The 16,347-nt window shown below is 74.4% G+C and carries 12 protein-coding genes; 8 read left to right on the plus strand and 4 right to left on the minus strand.

Annotated elements, in window-relative coordinates:
- The first annotated feature begins 49 nt into the window (after positions 1 to 49).
- On the plus strand, positions 50 to 1,384 hold the full coding sequence (locus ACVMYR_RS25245) for an SWIM zinc finger family protein (RefSeq protein WP_457122931.1): 1,335 nt from the start codon (positions 50 to 52) through the stop codon (positions 1,382 to 1,384).
- Positions 1,381 to 4,032 carry a hypothetical protein gene (locus tag ACVMYR_RS25250; RefSeq protein ID WP_457122932.1) on the plus strand — a complete coding sequence of 884 codons (2,652 nt, stop codon included), beginning with the start codon at positions 1,381 to 1,383 and terminating at the stop codon, positions 4,030 to 4,032. The genes ACVMYR_RS25245 and ACVMYR_RS25250 overlap by 4 nt, the downstream gene beginning before the upstream one ends.
- A 149-nt stretch (positions 4,033 to 4,181) precedes the next feature.
- Here the strand turns inward: ACVMYR_RS25250 and ACVMYR_RS25255 are convergent, their stop codons facing one another.
- Both ACVMYR_RS25255 and ACVMYR_RS25260 read right to left on the minus strand, forming a co-directional pair.
- Complete coding sequence (locus ACVMYR_RS25255; RefSeq protein WP_077937847.1) at positions 4,182 to 4,985, minus strand: IclR family transcriptional regulator domain-containing protein; 804 nt, start codon at positions 4,983 to 4,985, stop codon at positions 4,182 to 4,184.
- Positions 4,986 to 5,041: 56 nt separating this feature from the next.
- Positions 5,042 to 6,490 (minus strand): amidohydrolase family protein, encoded by a 1,449-nt coding sequence (locus ACVMYR_RS25260; RefSeq protein WP_457122933.1) that lies wholly within the window; start codon positions 6,488 to 6,490, stop codon positions 5,042 to 5,044.
- A gap of 252 nt (positions 6,491 to 6,742) precedes the next feature.
- Between ACVMYR_RS25260 and ACVMYR_RS25265 the strand changes: the two genes are divergently transcribed.
- The 4 genes from ACVMYR_RS25265 to ACVMYR_RS25280 are packed head-to-tail and all read left to right on the plus strand — an operon-like array spanning position 6,743 to position 9,933.
- The gene (locus ACVMYR_RS25265; protein WP_457122934.1) at positions 6,743 to 7,906 is read left to right on the plus strand and encodes a CaiB/BaiF CoA transferase family protein; all 1,164 of its coding nucleotides are present in this window, start codon (positions 6,743 to 6,745) and stop codon (positions 7,904 to 7,906) included.
- Positions 7,891 to 8,694, plus strand: a complete 804-nt coding sequence (locus tag ACVMYR_RS25270; RefSeq protein WP_457122935.1) for a citryl-CoA lyase — start codon at positions 7,891 to 7,893, stop codon at positions 8,692 to 8,694. The genes ACVMYR_RS25265 and ACVMYR_RS25270 overlap by 16 nt, the downstream gene beginning before the upstream one ends.
- Positions 8,695 to 8,710: 16 nt before the next feature.
- A complete protein-coding gene (locus ACVMYR_RS25275) occupies positions 8,711 to 9,574 on the plus strand; it encodes a DODA-type extradiol aromatic ring-opening family dioxygenase (protein ID WP_077937849.1) in 864 nt (287 codons plus the stop codon).
- Entirely contained in the window at positions 9,571 to 9,933 is a 363-nt protein-coding gene (locus ACVMYR_RS25280) for a hypothetical protein (protein WP_077937850.1), read from the plus strand. The genes ACVMYR_RS25275 and ACVMYR_RS25280 overlap by 4 nt, the downstream gene beginning before the upstream one ends.
- Positions 9,934 to 10,057: 124 nt before the next feature.
- On the opposite strand, the gene ACVMYR_RS25285 is transcribed toward ACVMYR_RS25280, so the two are convergent.
- Both ACVMYR_RS25285 and ACVMYR_RS25290 read right to left on the minus strand, forming a co-directional pair.
- Entirely contained in the window at positions 10,058 to 11,512 is a 1,455-nt protein-coding gene (locus tag ACVMYR_RS25285) for a family 43 glycosylhydrolase (RefSeq protein WP_228986805.1), read from the minus strand.
- A gap of 22 nt (positions 11,513 to 11,534) precedes the next feature.
- Positions 11,535 to 14,075, minus strand: a complete 2,541-nt coding sequence (locus ACVMYR_RS25290) for an alpha-L-arabinofuranosidase C-terminal domain-containing protein (protein WP_457122936.1) — start codon at positions 14,073 to 14,075, stop codon at positions 11,535 to 11,537.
- Between the two features lie 510 nt (positions 14,076 to 14,585).
- Here ACVMYR_RS25290 and kdpF point away from each other — a divergent pair.
- Entirely contained in the window at positions 14,586 to 14,675 is a 90-nt protein-coding gene (gene kdpF, locus ACVMYR_RS25295; RefSeq protein WP_457122937.1) for a K(+)-transporting ATPase subunit F, read from the plus strand.
- Positions 14,675 to 16,330 carry a potassium-transporting ATPase subunit KdpA gene (gene kdpA, locus ACVMYR_RS25300; protein WP_457122938.1) on the plus strand — a complete coding sequence of 552 codons (1,656 nt, stop codon included), beginning with the start codon at positions 14,675 to 14,677 and terminating at the stop codon, positions 16,328 to 16,330. Before kdpF ends, kdpA begins: the two co-directional genes overlap by 1 nt.
- The last annotated feature ends 17 nt before the right edge of the window (positions 16,331 to 16,347 follow it).

The raw sequence follows: 16,347 nt of genomic DNA on the forward strand, positions 1-16,347 counted from the left end.
AGGCCCGGCCGGGGCGCGGTGTCGGGGGGATCTTGTACCGTCCGGGCCCGTGAGCGCCCAACAGACGTACAGGTACCTCGGATCCTCCGCCCTGAGCCGGTCCGGCCTCGCCCTGTCCACCAGCGGCGGGCCCGCCCCGAACCCCCGCTTCTTCAGCGGCTTCCTCACCACGCCGCAGGCCGCCGCCGTCGGGCTGCTCGCGGTCGCCGAGGTCGCCCGCACCCGCTACTTCCGGCCGGTGAGCCCGGCCAGCCTCGACCCGGTGGTCACCGGCAGCCGCGACCGGCTGCGCTTCGAGTCGTTCTCCGGCTGCTGCGGCGTCTACGCCCGCCTGGACGCCCTGCCCGAGGGGCTCGACGGCGACGTGCTGGAGCACGGCACCACCAACGTGGACGTCAACAACCCGCTGCGCGAGGCGCTGTCGCGCGTCGGCGGCCTCGACCCGCTGCGCCTGTCCGTCGGCCCCGACGACCTCACCGTGGAGACGATGGACGGCGCGGTCGTGGAGAAGAAGGTGCCCCTGCCGCAGCGGTGGCTGCGCGGCTTCGCCGAGGTGCAGGTGCTCGCCGCCGGGTTCGAGCCGCGCGCGCAGCTCCCGGCGGCCGAGGCGGCGACGTTCCTGCGCCGGCTGCCCACCGCCGGGGACCGGTCGGTGCTCTGGGCCGTGCCCGCCGGGCGGAGCCTGCGGCTGACCTCCCGGCCCGTGGCCGGCGCGGTCTGCCTGGCCGGCGCGGGCCGGCTCGCCGCCCTGCGCGGCCTGCTGCGCCACGCCCGCACCCTGACCGTCTACGGTCCGACCGTCGCGCCCGGCGCCGGGGCGCTGCCCAGCACCTGGGAGCTGGACACCGGGGCGCTGCGGCTGTCGCTGACCCTGTCGCCGGAGCCCTACCGGGGCTTCTCCGGCGAGGGCGCCGCGCTGGCCGCCCTCGCCGGCGACGACGTCGCCGACGACGCCGAGCTGGTCTCGGCCCTGTTGGCCTGGGACCCGACGATCGACGTGGACGCCCTGGCGAGCGCCGCCGGCCTCGACGCCGCCCGGGTGCGGGGCGCCCTCGCCCAGCTCGGCACCGCGGGACGGGTCGGCTACGACGTCGCCGAGGCGGCGTACTTCCACCGCGTCATGCCCTACGACGCGGGCCGGGCCGAGCGCGACAACCCCCGCCTGGTGGGCGCGCGGGCGCTGGTCGAGTCCGGCGCCGTCGACGCGGACGACGCCGGGGCCACCGTCCGCAGCGCAGACCAGGTCTACCGGGTGCGGCGGCTCGCCGACGACGCGTACACCTGCACCTGCCCCTGGTGGGCCAAGCACCGCGGCCAGCGCGGGCCGTGCAAGCACGCGCTGGCCACCCGGATGGCCGGCTCCGTCGCGCGGGAGGCGGTGTGAAGTCCACGGTCCGGCGTCGGTGGGAGCTGGCGGCCGGCGGCAGCAGCGACCTGTTCGACCTCGTCGACGCCGGGTCGGCCGACCTCGTCGCCGCCGCCCTGACCGGGCTGCCCGAGCAGCGCCGCCGCGCCGTCGGCGTCGAGCTGACCGAGTGGTTCAAGACGCGCCGGTCCACCTTCTGGGGCAGCGCCAAGGGCACCGCCCTGGCCGTCGCCGTGGTCGGCTGCCTGCCCACCGCCGCCCAGGCCGCCGCGATCCTCACCCGCCGCTCCGTCACCGTCGACGGCGACCGGGCGGCCCGGCTCGTCCGCGTCGTCGCCGCCGAGCGGGGCATCGACTGGCTGCCCGAGCTGGCCCGCCGGCTGGCCGACAAGCTGGCCCGCGACGCCTGGATCGGGCACTGGCGGTTCGCCGCCGGGCTGCTGCCCGCCGACGCCGCGCCGCCGACGGGGGAGCGCTTCGTCGAGCTGTGGGTGCAGTCGCTGGCCACCCCCGACCGCCGCCGCGGCGCGCCCGTGCCGCTGCTCGACCGGCTACGCAACGACCCGCTGCTGCCCGCGCTGCTGCCCCGGCTGTTCGAGATCGACGGCATCGGCGCGCCCATGATGTTCGACGAGGTCCACACCGACTGGGAGAGCCGGCACCGCCACGTCCTGCCCACCGCGCTCGCGCGGCTCGCCGCCGACGGGGTCGTCGACCGGGCGGCCCTGCTCGACGGTGCCGTCGGCCGGCTGCTGCGCGGCGACCGCCCGGCCGCGCTGCGCGCGTTCACCGTCCTGCTGCACGAGCTTGCGCCCAGCGCGCAGGAGGTCGCCGCCCGCGCCACCGACTACCTGCGCCTGCTCGCCGACGCACCGGCCCCGGTCGCCGTCATGGCGCAGAAGGCCCTGCGCGCCCTGCCCGACCCGGAGCCGGAGGCCGTGCTCGCGGCCTCCCGCGAGGTCCTGCTGCGCCCCGACAAGGCGCTGGTGCGCGGCCAGCTCGCCTGGCTCGACCGGCTCGCCCGCCGGCACCCGGACCGGGCGGCCCAGATCGCCGAGGTGATCGCGGTCGCCGCCGGGCACCCCGCCGTCGACGTGCGCGACCGGGCGGCGGCCCTGGCGGCCCGGCACGGCCCCGCCCCGGCGGTCGGCGGTCCCGTCCCGGCCGGCGGCGACACGGCACCGGCGGTCGCCGTCGCGCGCGGCGACGACCTGCCCCACCCCGGCCCGCCCGCGCCCGCCCCGGCCCCGATCACCGACCTCGACGAACTCACCGAGGAGGTCGCCGCGCTCGTCGGCACCGAACACCGCGGCGAGCCCTTCGACCGGATCCTCGACGGGCTGGTCCGTCTCGCCCCGACCGACGGCCCGCGGCTGCGCGCCGCGCTCGACCCGGTCCTCGCCCGCCGGCACTGGGCCTGGGCCGCCGAGCACAAATGGGACCCGTGCTGCCTGTGCGGCCTCGTCAGCGACCTGCTGGAGACCGCAGGCGAGCCCCGCCCGGCCGTCCCGCAGCGTGGTCGGTGGGCCGCGCTGCTCGCCGCCGTGCGACGCACCGGCCCGCAGGGGCCGCCGCGCGAGCTGGTCGTCACCGATCCCCGGGTGCCCGCGCCGCACGCGTTGCTGCGCGCCCGCCTCGCCGAGGTCGGCCACCACCTCGGCGGGCCCGGCCCCGCCGGCCTGCTCGCCGCCCCCACCTCGGCCAACGGCGCGCTCGACCCGCTGGCCCTGCTGGAGCGGCTCACGGCGCTCGGCGAGCGCCAGCCCTGGCGGTGGGACCTCACCCAGGCGCTGCTGCGGCTGCCCCCCGGCGTCGACGACACCCTCGCCGGCAAGGCGGAGGCGCTGCGCACCCCGGCCGGCGACCGGCTCGCCGCCTGGCTGCGCGGCGGCGGGCTGCCCGACCCGGTCGCCCGGATCATCCCGCTCGCCCGCCGCCCCCGCAAGGTCGGCTACGACTGGCAGCACGACCAGCTCCCGCCCCGGCGGATCGCGGTCGAGCTGCGCCCGCCGGCCGGCTACCCCGACCCGTACGGGCTGCTGACCGTCGACCCGCCGCCGATGGAGACGGACCACGCCACCTGGGCGCGGATGTGGCCGTCGGTGCTGCCGCACCACCTCGGCGTCGTCGCCGCGTACGTGCTGCCGCAGGTGACCGCCGCCGCGGACCTGGACCGGCGCGACGGCGCGCTGGCGCTGCCGCTGCTCGCCGAGTGCGGCGGTGCCGGCGGGCCCGCCGTCGACGTGGCCCTGGCCTATGGGCTCGGCGCGCGCCACGGCGCCGACCGGGTCGCCGCGCTCGACGCCCTGCTCGGCCTGGCCGCCACCGGCCGGCTCGACGCCGCCGGGGTGGGCGCGCGGCTCGGCGACCTGGTCGCGGGCAACCTGGTGAAGCTGACCCGCGCCGTCGAGCCGCTGCGCGACGCGGCGGGGGCGGGCGCGCCGCTGAGCGTGTGGCGGCTGACGGCCGCGGCGCTGCCCCCGCTGCTCGCCGCGGCGACCCCGCCCCGGGGCCTGCCCGACCTGCTGACCCTGGCCGCCGAGACGGCCACGGCCACCGGGGTGCGCGTCGAGGTGCCGGGGCTGGCCGAGGTGGCCGGCCGGCGTGGGACGAGCCGGGTGGTGACCGAGGCGCGCCGCCTGCACCGGGCGCTCACCGCCGGTTGACGGGGCTCACCGCCGGTTGACGGGCGGCCCGGCCCGGCGCGTGCTGCCGCCGGTCGGGCAGCGCGGTCGACCCCAGCCGACGCGGGGCTGTCCGGCGTCGGGCTCGGTCGCCCGGCCGAAGCCGGTGCCGGGCCTGGCCTGGGGGGCGCTCAGCCCGGGGCGGGCGCGGCCAGCGGGACGCTGTCGCGCAGCGCCCAGTCTCGGCTGATGTCGGCGGCGGTGCGCAGCAGGCGCGGCAGGTGCTCGTCGACAAGGGTCTCCACGGTGGTGTCGGCCGCGTGCACGGTCACGTTCAGCGCGGCGACGATGCGGCCGTCGCCGTTGCGCACGCCGGTGGCCACGGAGCGGATGCCGGGGGCGAGGTCCTGGTCGGCGAGCGCCCAGCCCTTGGCCCGCACGTCGCGCAGCGCCCGGTCCAGCTCGGCGCGGTCCGGCTGCCACCGGGAGACGACCCCGGAGCGGCCCGGCTCGGCCAGCGCCCGGTCGAGGCCGGCGGGGTCGAGCGCGGCGAGCAGGACCTTGCCCATCGACGTGGCGGGGGCGGGGAAGCGGGTGCCGATGGTCACCGCCAGGGTGACGATCTTCGGTACGGCGACCCGCGCGACGTAGACGATGTCGCCGCCGTCGAGCTGGGCCATCGAGGTGGACTCGCCGGTCTGCGCGACGAGCCGCTGCATGTGCGGCCGGGCGACGTCCCACATGGTCAGCGAGTTGATGTAGGACATGCCGAGCTCCAGCACCCGGGGGGTCAGCGCGTACCCCCGGTCGGCGACCCGGACGTAGCCGAGCTCCTCCAGGGTGAGCAGGATGCGGCGGACGGTGGGCCGGGCCAGGCCGGTGACGCCCGCGACCTCGCTGAGCGTCATCACCGCCTGGCCCGGCCGGAAGCAGCGCAGCACGTCGAGCCCGCGGGCCAGGGCCTCGATGAAGTCCGGTCCGGCCTCGCGTGCCATCGGGCTCCCTCCGTCCGTGCTCGACCGGCCGCCCGGGCGGTCACCCGGGCGGCAGGCTAATGCTTCCACTGGGCCGAGCCGGCGTCCCACTCGGTGTACGTGTACGGGTTGTCGAGCACCGCCGTGGCCGGGATGTCGGGGTTCATGCCCCTGCGCCAGGCCTCCTCGCCCATGGCGTCCATCAGGTACGACACCGTCGCCTCGACCCCGCGCCGCGCGGCGGCCAGGTCCACCCCGACCAGCCGGTGCTCGTGCTTGACCACCCGGCCGTCGACCAGCACGGTGTGCACGTCGCCGCGCTGCGCCTGGAAGGCCACGTGCCCGTAGGGGTTGAGCAGCGGGAACATCACCGGCGAGGCGTCGTTCTTGAGCAGCACCACGTCGGCCTTGCGGCCGACCTGGAGGCTGCCCACCTGCGAGTCCATGCCGAGGGCGCGGCTGCCGCCCCGGGTGGCCCAGTCGACGACGTGCTCGGCGCGCAGGTGGGCGTGGGTGACGGTCTCCTGGCGGGCGTGGGCGTCGAGGTGCTCCCGGGCGCGGTCCGCGCCGAGGGTGGCGCGCATGGCCGAGAAGAGGTCGCCGCTCCACCAGACGCTGGTGTCCATCGACAGCGAGACGCCGATGTCGTGCCGGCGCAGCGCCCAGGTGGGCGGGTAGCCCTGGCCGGCGCTCTGCTCGCTCTCGGTGGACACCGACACGGAGCCGCCGGTGGCGGCGATGCGGTGGTACGAGTCGGGGTTGAGCGTGGCGGCGTGCACGTAGACCGTGGACGGGGTCATGAAGCCGTGCTCGTGCATGAGCCGGATGCCGTCGTCGTTGGTGGCGCCCCAGACCCCGGCATGGGTGGTCACCGGCACCTCCAGTTCCCGGGCGACCTCGAAGGCGGCCTTCTCGGGGAACGACGGGTCGCCGGTGACGTCGAAGGCGAGCTGGAAGCCGAGGCGACCCCCGTCGATGCGGCGGCGGTGGAAGTCGCGGAACTCGGGGCTGGTGGCCCACTCCCAGGGGCCCTGTTGGATGTTGCCGTAGGCGAGGACGAAGCGGCCGGGCACGGATTCGAGGGCGTCGGCCGCCGCGTCGGCGTGCTCGACGGTGCGCAGGCCGTGCGACCAGTCGACGGTGGTGGTCACCCCGGCGTCGATCGCCTCCAGGGCGGCGAGCACGTTGCCGGCGTGCACGTCCTCGGGGCGGAACAGCCGGCCGTGGTCGAGGTAGTACCAGACGAAGTACTGGGTGAGTGTCCAGTCGGCGCCGTAGCCGCGCATGGCCGTCTGCCACATGTGCCGGTGCGTGTCGATCATGCCGGGCATGAGGATCCCGCCGGTGGCGTCGATCTCGACCGCGTCGGCGGGCGCGTCGAGGCCGACGCCGACGGCCGCGATGCGGTCGCCGACGACGAGGACGTCGGCGTCCGGCAGCACCGTGTGCCGGTCGTCCATGGTCAGCACCAGCCCGTTGCGGAACACCACCGGCCGGCCGTCCGCCACCGGGTCGCCTGCGCTCATCGCGGCCACCACCCCTTCCCGGGTCGGGGCCCGCCGGGTGTGCGGACGGATGTCCGTCCAGCGGTCGGCGGGCCGATTGGCGCAAGTGTGTTCCGGGCCACCGGGCATGTCAAGAACGTGTTTCGGTACCGGTCATAATAGTTCTTAACGTGCATCTCGGTCAGACTTCGCGTCCAGGGTGTTGCCAGCGTGCGACCGTTGACAGCGGCCCGGCCGGCGGCAAGACTGGCGGCACGGCGGACGGTTGTCCGCATGGCGGTCGAGGATGGTGATCGGGTCATGGGGGAGCAACGCTCGGGGCCACTGGACGGGCTCCTCGTCGCGGACTTCTCGCGCATCCTCGCCGGGCCGTACGCGACGATGCTCCTGGCCGACCTCGGCGCGCAGGTGATCAAGGTAGAGGGCCCGGCCGGCGACGACACCCGCACCTGGATGCCGCCGGTGCGCGACGAGGTCTCCACCTACTACCTGGGCATCAACCGCAACAAGCGCTCCATCGCCCTGGACCTGAAGGATCCCGCCGACCTCGACGTCGCCCGGCGGCTCGCCGGCCGCGCCGACGTCATGATCGAGAACTTCCGGCCCGGCGGCCTGACGCGTTTCGGCCTGGACTACGCCACCGTCGCCGCCGGCAACTCCCGCGTCGTCTACGCCTCCATCAGCGGCTTCGGCACCGGCGCGGGCGCCAACTACCCCGGCTACGACCTGATGGTCCAGGCGATCTCCGGCCTGATGAGCCTCACCGGCGACCCCGACGGCCCGCCCTACCGGGCCGGCATCTCCGTGTTCGACGTGATGGCCGGCCTGCACGCCAGCATCGGCATCCTCGCCGCCCTGCACCACCGCGACCGCACCGGCACCGGCCAGCACGTCGAGGTCAACCTGCTCTCCTCGGCCCTGTCCGGCCTGGTCAACCACAGCAGCGGGTACGTCGCCGGCGGCACCGTGCCGTTCCGGATGGGCAACGCCCACCCCAGCCTGTTCCCCTACGAGCCGTTGCCCACCGCCGACGGCGAGCTCATCGTCATCGCCGGCAACGACGGGCAGTTCCGCAAGCTGTGCCAGGTGCTCGACCTGCCCGACCTGCCCGACGACCCCCGCTTCGGCCGCAACCAGGACCGCACCGCCCACCGCGAGGCCCTGCGCCCGATCCTCGTCGAGCGGCTGGCCCGGCGCACCAAGGACGAGTGGTTCCGCGACCTGCTCGCGGCCGGGGTGCCCTGCGCCCCGATCAACACCATCGACGGCGGGGTCGCCCTGGCCGAGGAGCTCGGCCTCGACCCCGTGGTCACCGTCGGCGACGTGCCCGGCGTCCGCAACCCGATCACCTTCTCCGACACCCCGGCCCGGTACGAGCTGCCGCCGCCGGGTCTCGACGAGCACGGCGAGGAGATCCGCGCATGGCTGACCAGCTGAGCTTCCCCACCTCCCTCGGCACCTCCGACCCGACCACGATCCGGCTGCTCGGCCACGACCTCGCCGCCGACCTGATGGGCTCGGTCGGCTTCGGCGAGCTGGCCTACTGGCTGGTCGCCGGCCGCCGCCCCACCCCGGGCGAGGTGCGCGTGTTCGAGGCCGTGCTGGTGGCGCTCGCCGACCACGGCTTCACCCCGACCGCGATCGCCGCCCGGCTGACGTACCTCAGCGCGCCGGAGTCGCTCCAGGGCGCGCTTGCCGCCGGCCTGCTCGGCGGCGGCTCCCGCTTCCTCGGCGTCACCGAGGACTGCGGGCGCTTCCTCGCCGACACCATCGCCGCCGCCGGGGACGCCGCGGCCACCGCCGCCGAGACCGGCGACTGGGACGCCATCGCCCTCGACGCGGTGCGCCGCGCCCGCGCCGACAGGCGCCTCGTCCCCGGGCTCGGCCACCCGGTGCACAAGGAGCGGGACCCGCGTACGCCGGTGCTGATCCGCATCGCCGACGAGGAGGGCCTGCGCGGGCCGCACCTGCGCCTGTTCGAGGCCATCGGCCGGGTCCACCCGCAGGTGCTGGGGCGCACCCTGCCGCTCAACGGGGCCGGCGTGTGCGGCGCGGCGCTGGCCGACCTGAACCTGCCCGTCGAGCTGCTGCGCGGCTTCGCCCTGCTCGCCCGCGCCGCCGGGCTGCTCGGCCACCTCGCCGAGGAGCGCCGCAACCCGATCGGCATGGACGTCTACCTCGCCGTCGACCGCAACGCCGTCTACCAACCACCCGAGAGCATGTGACCGTCAAGGAGCCGCCATGGCCACCGTCGTCGCGGTGATCGCCTCCACCCACCACCCGTTCTACTACCGGGCCAGCACCGCCACCGGCGCGGACCGTCCGCCCTTCGCCGACGAGTGGGTCAGCAAGATCCTCGCCTTCCGGGAGACCCTGACCAGGGCGAAGCCGGACGTGCTGGTGATGGTCGGCTCCGACCACTTCCACCAGCTCTGGCTCGACAACATGCCGCAGTTCCTCGTCGGCAAGGCCCCGTTCTACGACGCGAACTGGTACAACGAGGAACGCGAGTTCGGGCTGCCGCGGATGCTGCTCACCGGCCAGGAGGACCTGTCCGGGCACATCCTGCGCGCCGGCCTCGACGCCGGCTTCGACCTGGCGTTCAGCAACGAGCTGCGCATCGACCACAGCATCACCTGCCCGATCGTCACGCTGCGCCCCGAGGCCGACCTGCCGATCGTGCCGATCTACACCAACATCTTCGCCCCGCCGCTGCCGCAGCCGAAGCGCTTCGTGCAGCTGGGCGAGGCCATCCGCGAGATCGTCGAGTCGTGGCCGTCGCACCTGCGGGTGGCGATCATCGGCACCGGCCACCTGTCGCTGGAGCTCGGCGGGCCCCGCCAGTTCGGCCCGCACGGCCCCGACCCCGAGTTCGACCGCCGGGCCGTGGAGTGGATCGCCAACGGCGACCTCGACGGCTGCCTGTCGGAGGTGACCCTCGACAGCCTGCACGCCCCCGGCAACGCCACCCACGGGTTCATGGACTTCATGCTCATGATGGGCGTCGCGGGCGCGGGCGCGAAGGCCGACCACGTCGACACCCTCGACCTGTTCCACACCATGGAGGCCTACTTCACCTGGTACCCGAACGGAGCGCCGGCATGAGCAGGTACCTGCTGGACAAGTTCCTCTACACCGTCGACCGGGACCCGGAGCTGGTGGAGCGCTACCGGGCCGACCCAGAGGCTCTGGTGCGGTGGTGGGAGGCCGAGCGGGCCAACGCCGTGCTCAACTGCCACACCGGCGAGGCCAGCACCTGGCTGCGGTTCACCCCGGCCGAGCGGGCCGCCCTGATCGCCCACGACCACGTCGCGCTGTTCCAGCTGGGCGCCCACCCGTTCCTCACCCTGACGCTGTTCATCGCCATGTTCGAACGGGACAACACCGAGCCGCTGGAGTACCAGAAGGCGTACGCCGCCCGGCTGGCCCACTTCGACCTGCCGTACCCGGACATCGCGACCTGACGGGCGGGCGCGGCGGCCGGGAACCGACATGTGCGCGCTCACACCGACCGGCTCCACCCATTCGGGTACGTCGATCAGTGGCGCGTCGTGGCGGTGACCCGGCCGGGCCACCGCCACGCGCCGGTCAGCTCAGCAGGAACGTCGTCCGGTTCCCGGCCGCCGGCCCGACGATCAGCCGGCCCCGGTCGTGCCGCAGGTACGCGGTGGCGTCACCGGCGAGCTGGAGGGAGATCCCGCCACCGTCGCGGGGGACCCGACGGAAGCTCGCCGAGGTCGCCTCGGGGCTGCCGGCCGCCACCGGGACGATCTGGACGGTCCCGTCGACGACGCGGACGTACCGGTCGGGGAAGTTGACCGACCGCAGCGACTCGGTGCCCGCGCCGGCCAGCCCCGGCACGAACCGGAACTGGGTGTCGGCCAGCTCGCGCACGCCGGAGTCGACCCGCAGCACGTACTCCCAGTGCCGCACGTACGCGGTGCGGGCGTCGGCGGGGGACAGACGCACGATCGGGCCGCCCTCGCCCACGGGCACCCCGAACAGCGGCGAGCCGTCGCCGTGCCAGTACAGCCGCTGCACCCGGGTGTGCCGGTTGGGGTCGTAGAGCGGGTCGCCGGTGATGTCGCGGTAGTCGCGGGCGTGGTAGACGAGGACGTCGGTCACCCCGTCCTCGGCGACGGTGAACGAGTTGTGCCCCGGGCCGTACCGCCGGGTCTGCTCCCAGGTGGCGAAGACCGGGTCGGGGGTCTTCACCCACGACCGGTTGTCCAGCAGGTTCGCGCCCGCGTCGGCGGTCAGCAGGCCCATGCAGTAGCGGGCGTCCGTGGCGCTGGCGGAGAAGGTCAGGAACACCCGCCCGTTGCGTACGAGCACCGCCGGGCCCTCGTTGACCGCGAAGCCCTGCGTCTCCCACGCCCGCGTCGGGGTGGCGATGCGCACCGGCTTGGTGCGGATGGACCACGGCGTGTTCATCTCGGCGATGTACAGGCTGGTGTTGACCGCGATCTCCGGCTCGGCCTGCGCCCACACCAGGTAGCGCCGCCCGGCGTGCGCGAAGGTGGTCGCGTCGAGGGAGAAGTCGTCCCACTCCGTGGCGATCTGGCCGCGCAGCGTCCACCCGGCGGGGTCGCGCGGGTCGGCCAGCCCCGACTCCAGCACGTACATCCGGATGCGGAACACGTTGTCGGAGTCGCCGGCGGCGAAGTAGACGTACCACCGCCCGTCGATGCGGTGCAGCTCCGGTGCCCAGATGTGCCCGGCCATCCGTCCGCTGGCGGGCCGCCGCCAGATCACGGACTCGGCCGCGGTGGCCAGGCCGGCGATGGTGGACGCGCCCCGCACGACGATCCGGTCGTACTCCGGCACGGAGCCGGTGAAGTAGTACGTCCCGGCGACCGGCCGGGTGATGAACGGGTCGGCGCGCTGGGTGATCAGCGGGTCGACGGTGGTGACGCCGTAGACCTCGGCGTCGGTGCGGGCCACGCCCGGCCGGGGGCCGGCGGTGGCCGCGGAGGACAGCCCGGCGACCATGCCGGTCGCCGCCACGCCCAGCCCGCCGCGCAGCAGGACACGTCGGCTCATCGGGTACGTCATCGTGGCTACCTCACTTGGTCCGGATGCGCAGGAAGGTGACGGAGTTCGGCGCGAAGGTGCGGGTGAACGTGCCGGCGATGCCGCCGACGGTCCGGGTTACCGGCTGGATCGGCTCGGCCGAGCGGGTGTTCTGTTCGCCCGGGTCGCCGGTGATCACGGTCATCCGGGCCCGGTCGCGCACCCGCAGCCCGCCCAGGTCCACCCGGGTCACGGCGGGCCTGTCCTGGGCGTTGACCACCTTCACGATCAGCTCGCCGGTGGCGTCGTCGCGGGTGACGACCTGCGTGAACGTGCGGGTGACCCGGTCGTCGGTGAAGCTGGCCCACTCCTGGCCGTCGAGGAACAGGGTGACCTTCGTGCCGCGCACCTGCACCCGCACGTCGTACGTGGTGCCGGTGGTGATCCGGTTCGGCTTGGCGAGCAGGGTCTCCTTTGCCCCGTTGGTGGCCTTCTCCACCGCGCCCTGGGTGTTGTTCCAGCCGCCGAGGTTCCACCAGTAGAAGTTGCCGGAGTCCTTCACCCCGAACGCGATGAGGAAGCCCTCCGCGCCGGCGTTCTTGCGGGCCCTGAGCGTCAGGTCGTAGTCGCTGGCCGTGACGTCGGCGGCCCTGACCAGGGTGTCCTGCGCGCCGGTGTCCGACTGGGTGTACGCGCCGTCGACCACCGACCAGGCGCCCCGGTTCGCCAGCGGCGTCCAGGCGCCCGCCCCGGCGGAGAAGTCGTCGGCGAAGAGCACGGTGCCGTCGGGGGCGGTCACCCGCACGTCGTCGTACGTGGCCGAGGTGGCCCAGGTCGACAGCCCGACCCCGCCGGTGATCGGCGCCGGCGCCGTGGACGGACCGGTGACCCGGCTCGGCACGGTCCGGTCGCCGACGTTGTTCATGAACAGCTTCTGCACCTGGTAGCTGGTGGAGCCCCACGACTCGTCGTTGTCGAACCAGATCAGGTCGGGCCGCCACTGGACGTTGTCCACGTTGGCCAGCAGGGGCGCGTACGAGGCCATCCGCACCACGTCGGCGTTGCGTTCCAGGCCGGTCAGGTACGACGCCTCGGCCAGCGAGTTGGCCAGCTTGTTGCCCTGCGAGGCGTACTCGCCGAGGAAGACCTTCGGGCCGGCGCGGTCGTAGGAGTCGTAGCGGGTGTTGTTCTGCAGGAACCACGCCGGGCTGTTGTAGTAGTGCTCGTCGACCATGGCGACGCCGGCGTCCCGGTTGAGCTGCCAGAGCCGGTCGAAGGTGCCGCCGGCGTCGTCGGGGCCGGAGTTGCCGATCACGGTGATCCCCGGGTGCGCCGCCTCGATCGCCGCGCGGAACTTCTGGAAGTTGGCGAAGTACGCGTCCGGCAGGTTCTCCTCGTTGCCGACGGCGAGGTGGGTCAGGCCGAACGGCCTGGGGTGCCCCATCGAGGCGCGCAGGCGGCCCCAGGTGGAGCTGGTCGGGCCGTTGGCGAACTCGATCAGGTCGAGGGTGTCGGCGATGTGGCGTTGCAGCAGCGCCTCGTCGACGGTCGCCTGGTTCTGGCCGCAGCCGGTGACCAGGGCGGGCACGACGGGCAGCGGCATCGCGCCGATGTCCTCGGCGAACTGGAAGTATTCGTAGTAGCCCAGGCCGTAGGACTGGTTGTAGCCCCAGAAGTTGGCGTTGGTGGCGCGGGTCTCGACCGGGCCGACCGTGTCCTTCCACTGGTAGGAGCGGGCCCGGGGCCAGTTCGAGGCGGCGTCGTAGCCGGACATGCTGCCGGTGTTGACCAGGCAGCCGCCGGGGAAGCGGACGAAGCCGGGCTTCAGCGCCGCGATCTTCTCGGCGAGGTCGCGGCGCAGGCCGTTCGGGCGCTGGCGGAAGGTGTCGCGGGGGAACAGCGAGACCATGTCCAGCCGCAGGACGCCGGTGCCGCCCGCGCGCACGGACAGCCGGCCGGCGTCGGTGGTGCGGGTCGCCTTCAGCGTCCCGGTGTACCGCGTCCAGCCGTCGCCGCGCACGGCACGCCTCAGGGGCGCGGCGAGCGGCCGGCCCGCCGCGTCGTGCAGGGTGACGGTCAGGGGGGTCCCGGCGGCGGCGTCGGTGCGGGCCCAGACCGAGAAGTCGTACGCGCCGCCGGCGCGCAGCGCGATCCCGGTGTTGTAGCCCGCGTTCGTCACGCCGTACCGGCCGTCGCCGGTGTTGGCGAGGTCGAGGCGCAGGTAGGTGCGGTTGCGCTGGTGCAGCCGGGCGGCGTCGTCCGCCGTGGACGCGGTGCCGGCGCCGCCGGCGTCGGCGGTGGACGTCCAGCCGGTCAGCGGCGTGTAGGAGCGGTTGTCGGCCGGGCCGAACTCGAAGGAGCGGTTGCGGACCAGTTCGGCGTAGAGCCCGCCGTCGGCGGCGAAGTTGATGTCCTCGAAGAACACCCCGTACATGGAGTCGCTGATCGGGGTGCCGGCGGCGGCCGGGTCGACGGTGATGGTGTATTCGGGCTCGGGGGCCGGCGTCCTGGCCAGGCCGGGCGCGGCGGTGGCGACGGTGGTGGCCACCAGTGCGGCCGCCGCGAGGCCGAGCAGTGGGTGTGGTCGGAACATGTGTGCCTCCTGGACATCGGCACCGCCCCGGCGTGCCGTGGCCGGGGCCCGACGCGCCGCGCCCCGGTCGGACGGCCCTGCATGTGAGCGCTAACACGGGCGAGTATTGCCGGCCGATGAAAACCGGTCAATAGCCGGGTTACCGGGAAGTACCTCCGGAGCCCCTTCTCGCCCCGCCGACGCGCGTCCCGTCGCGCTGCGGCACCGGGCGACCACCCGGCGCGTCCGGGCCCGCCCGGTCCCGACGGGGGCGGCCGGCGGGGTGACCGCGCTCACGGCCGCGGCCGGTCCGCGTGAAAACGGCGTCAAGAAACGGCCCGTCGCCGTCACGGTCGCGTTATGGCCCCTGTCCCCGGGCCGTGCAGCGGGTTGTGATGGCCCGGCGACCGGCCCCGGTCGCGACGACCGTGTCCGGTAGGAGGAACCGACCGTGTCCGACCTGGTGTACGTGCTGGTGACGGCGGCGCTGTTCGCGGCGCTCGCCCTCGTGGTGAGGGGCGTGGAGAGGCTGTGAGCGCCGTCGACGCCGTCGGCCTGCTGCTGGCGATCGGCCTGGGCGTGTTCCTGGTGATCGCCCTGCTGTTCCCGGAGCGGTTCTGATGACCACGACGACAGCCGGCGTGCTGTTCGCACTCTCGCTCGTGGCGGCCCTGGTCGCCGTCCACAAGCCGTTCGGCGACCACCTGTACCGCGTGGTGGCGGGCACCCGGCACACCCGCGTCGAGCGGATCGTCTACCGGCTGGTCGGCGTCGACCCGGCCGCCGGGCAGAGCTGGGGCGTGTACGCCCGCGCGGTGCTCGCCTTCTCCGTGGTGTCGATCCTGTTCCTGTACGCGTTCCAGCGCGTGCAGAACCACCTGTGGCTGTCCCTCGGCTTCGCCCCGGTGGTGCCGCACGGGGCGTGGAACACCGCGGTGTCGTTCGTGACCAACACGAACTGGCAGTGGTATTCGGGCGAGTCGACCATGGGGCACCTGGTGCAGATGGCCGGGCTGGCGGTGCAGAACTTCGTCTCCGCCGCCGTCGGCATCGCCGTCGCGGTCGCCCTGGTCCGTGGGTTCGCCCGCGCCCGCGCCGACGAGCTGGGCAACTTCTGGGTCGACCTGACCCGGATCACGCTGCGGGTCCTGCTGCCCGTGGCGGTGCTCGGGGCGCTCGCGCTGATGCTCGGCGGCGTGGTGCAGAACCTGTCCGCCGGCACCGACGTCACCACGCTCAGCGGCGGGACCCAGACGCTCACCGGCGGGCCCGTGGCCAGCCAGGAGGCGATCAAGGAACTGGGCACCAACGGCGGCGGCTTCTTCAACGCCAACAGCGCCCACCCGTTCGAGAACCCGACCGCCTGGACGAACTGGCTGCAGGTCTTCCTGCTCCTGGTGATCCCGTTCAGCCTGCCCCGGGTGTTCGGCCGGATGGTCGGCCAGCACCGGCAGGGCTACGCGATCGCCGCGGTCATGGCGATCCTGGCGGCGGCGAGCGTCGCCCTGACCAACGTCTTCGAACTCGCCGGCCACGGCACGGTGCCGCAGGCGGTCGGCGCGGCGCTGGAGGGCAAGGAGGTGCGCTTCGGGGTGCCGGGCTCGGCGACCTTCGCCGCCGCGACGACCCTCACCTCCACCGGCGCGGTGAACTCGTCCCACGACTCGTACACCGCCCTCGGGGGGATGCTGCCGCTGGTCAACATGATGCTCGGCGAGGTGGCTCCCGGGGGTGTCGGCTCCGGCCTCTACGGGATGCTGGTCCTCGCCGTGCTCACCGTCTTCGTGGCCGGCCTGATGGTCGGCCGGACCCCGGAGTACGTGGGTAAGAAGATCGGTGCGCGGGAGATCAAGCTCGCGTCGCTGTTCTTCCTGGTCACCCCGGCGCTGGTGCTGGCCGGGACGGCGGCGGCGTTCGCCACCGGCAACAACTCCACGGCCCTCAACGTCGGCCAGCACGGCCTGTCCGAGGTGCTGTACGCGGTCACCTCGGCGAGCAACAACAACGGCTCCGCGTTCGCCGGCCTCACGGTCGGCACCCCGTGGTGGAACACCGCCCTGGGCCTGTGCATGCTCCTGGGCCGGTTCCTGCCGATCATCTTCGTGCTCGCCCTGGCCGGCTCCCTGGCCCGCCAGGCGCCCACCCCCGCCACCGGGGGAACCCTGCCGACCCACCGGCCGCTGTTCGTCGGGATGGTCGTCGGCGTCACGGTGCTCCTGGTCGCGCTGACCTTCCTGCCCGCGCTCGCGCTCGGCCCCCTCGCCGAGGGGCTGTGACCACCATGAGAAAGAAG

The organism is Micromonospora sp. PTRAS2 (assembly GCF_054052245.1).

What these genes read in the sequence shown, in the direction of transcription:
- ACVMYR_RS25270 (WP_457122935.1), top strand. Translation starts at nt 7,891, where the DNA reads ATGGCTGACCAGCTGAGCTTCCCCACCTCCCTCGGCACCTCCGACCCG.
- ACVMYR_RS25265 (WP_457122934.1), top strand. Translation starts at nt 6,743, where the DNA reads ATGGCGGTCGAGGATGGTGATCGGGTCATGGGGGAGCAACGCTCGGGG.
- ACVMYR_RS25275 (WP_077937849.1), top strand. Translation starts at nt 8,711, where the DNA reads ATGGCCACCGTCGTCGCGGTGATCGCCTCCACCCACCACCCGTTCTAC.
- ACVMYR_RS25260 (WP_457122933.1), bottom strand. Translation starts at nt 6,490, where the DNA reads ATGAGCGCAGGCGACCCGGTGGCGGACGGCCGGCCGGTGGTGTTCCGC.
- ACVMYR_RS25280 (WP_077937850.1), top strand. Translation starts at nt 9,571, where the DNA reads ATGAGCAGGTACCTGCTGGACAAGTTCCTCTACACCGTCGACCGGGAC.
- ACVMYR_RS25285 (WP_228986805.1), bottom strand. Translation starts at nt 11,512, where the DNA reads ATGAGCCGACGTGTCCTGCTGCGCGGCGGGCTGGGCGTGGCGGCGACC.
- kdpA (WP_457122938.1), top strand. Translation starts at nt 14,675, where the DNA reads ATGACCACGACGACAGCCGGCGTGCTGTTCGCACTCTCGCTCGTGGCG.
- ACVMYR_RS25255 (WP_077937847.1), bottom strand. Translation starts at nt 4,985, where the DNA reads ATGGCACGCGAGGCCGGACCGGACTTCATCGAGGCCCTGGCCCGCGGG.
- ACVMYR_RS25290 (WP_457122936.1), bottom strand. Translation starts at nt 14,075, where the DNA reads ATGTTCCGACCACACCCACTGCTCGGCCTCGCGGCGGCCGCACTGGTG.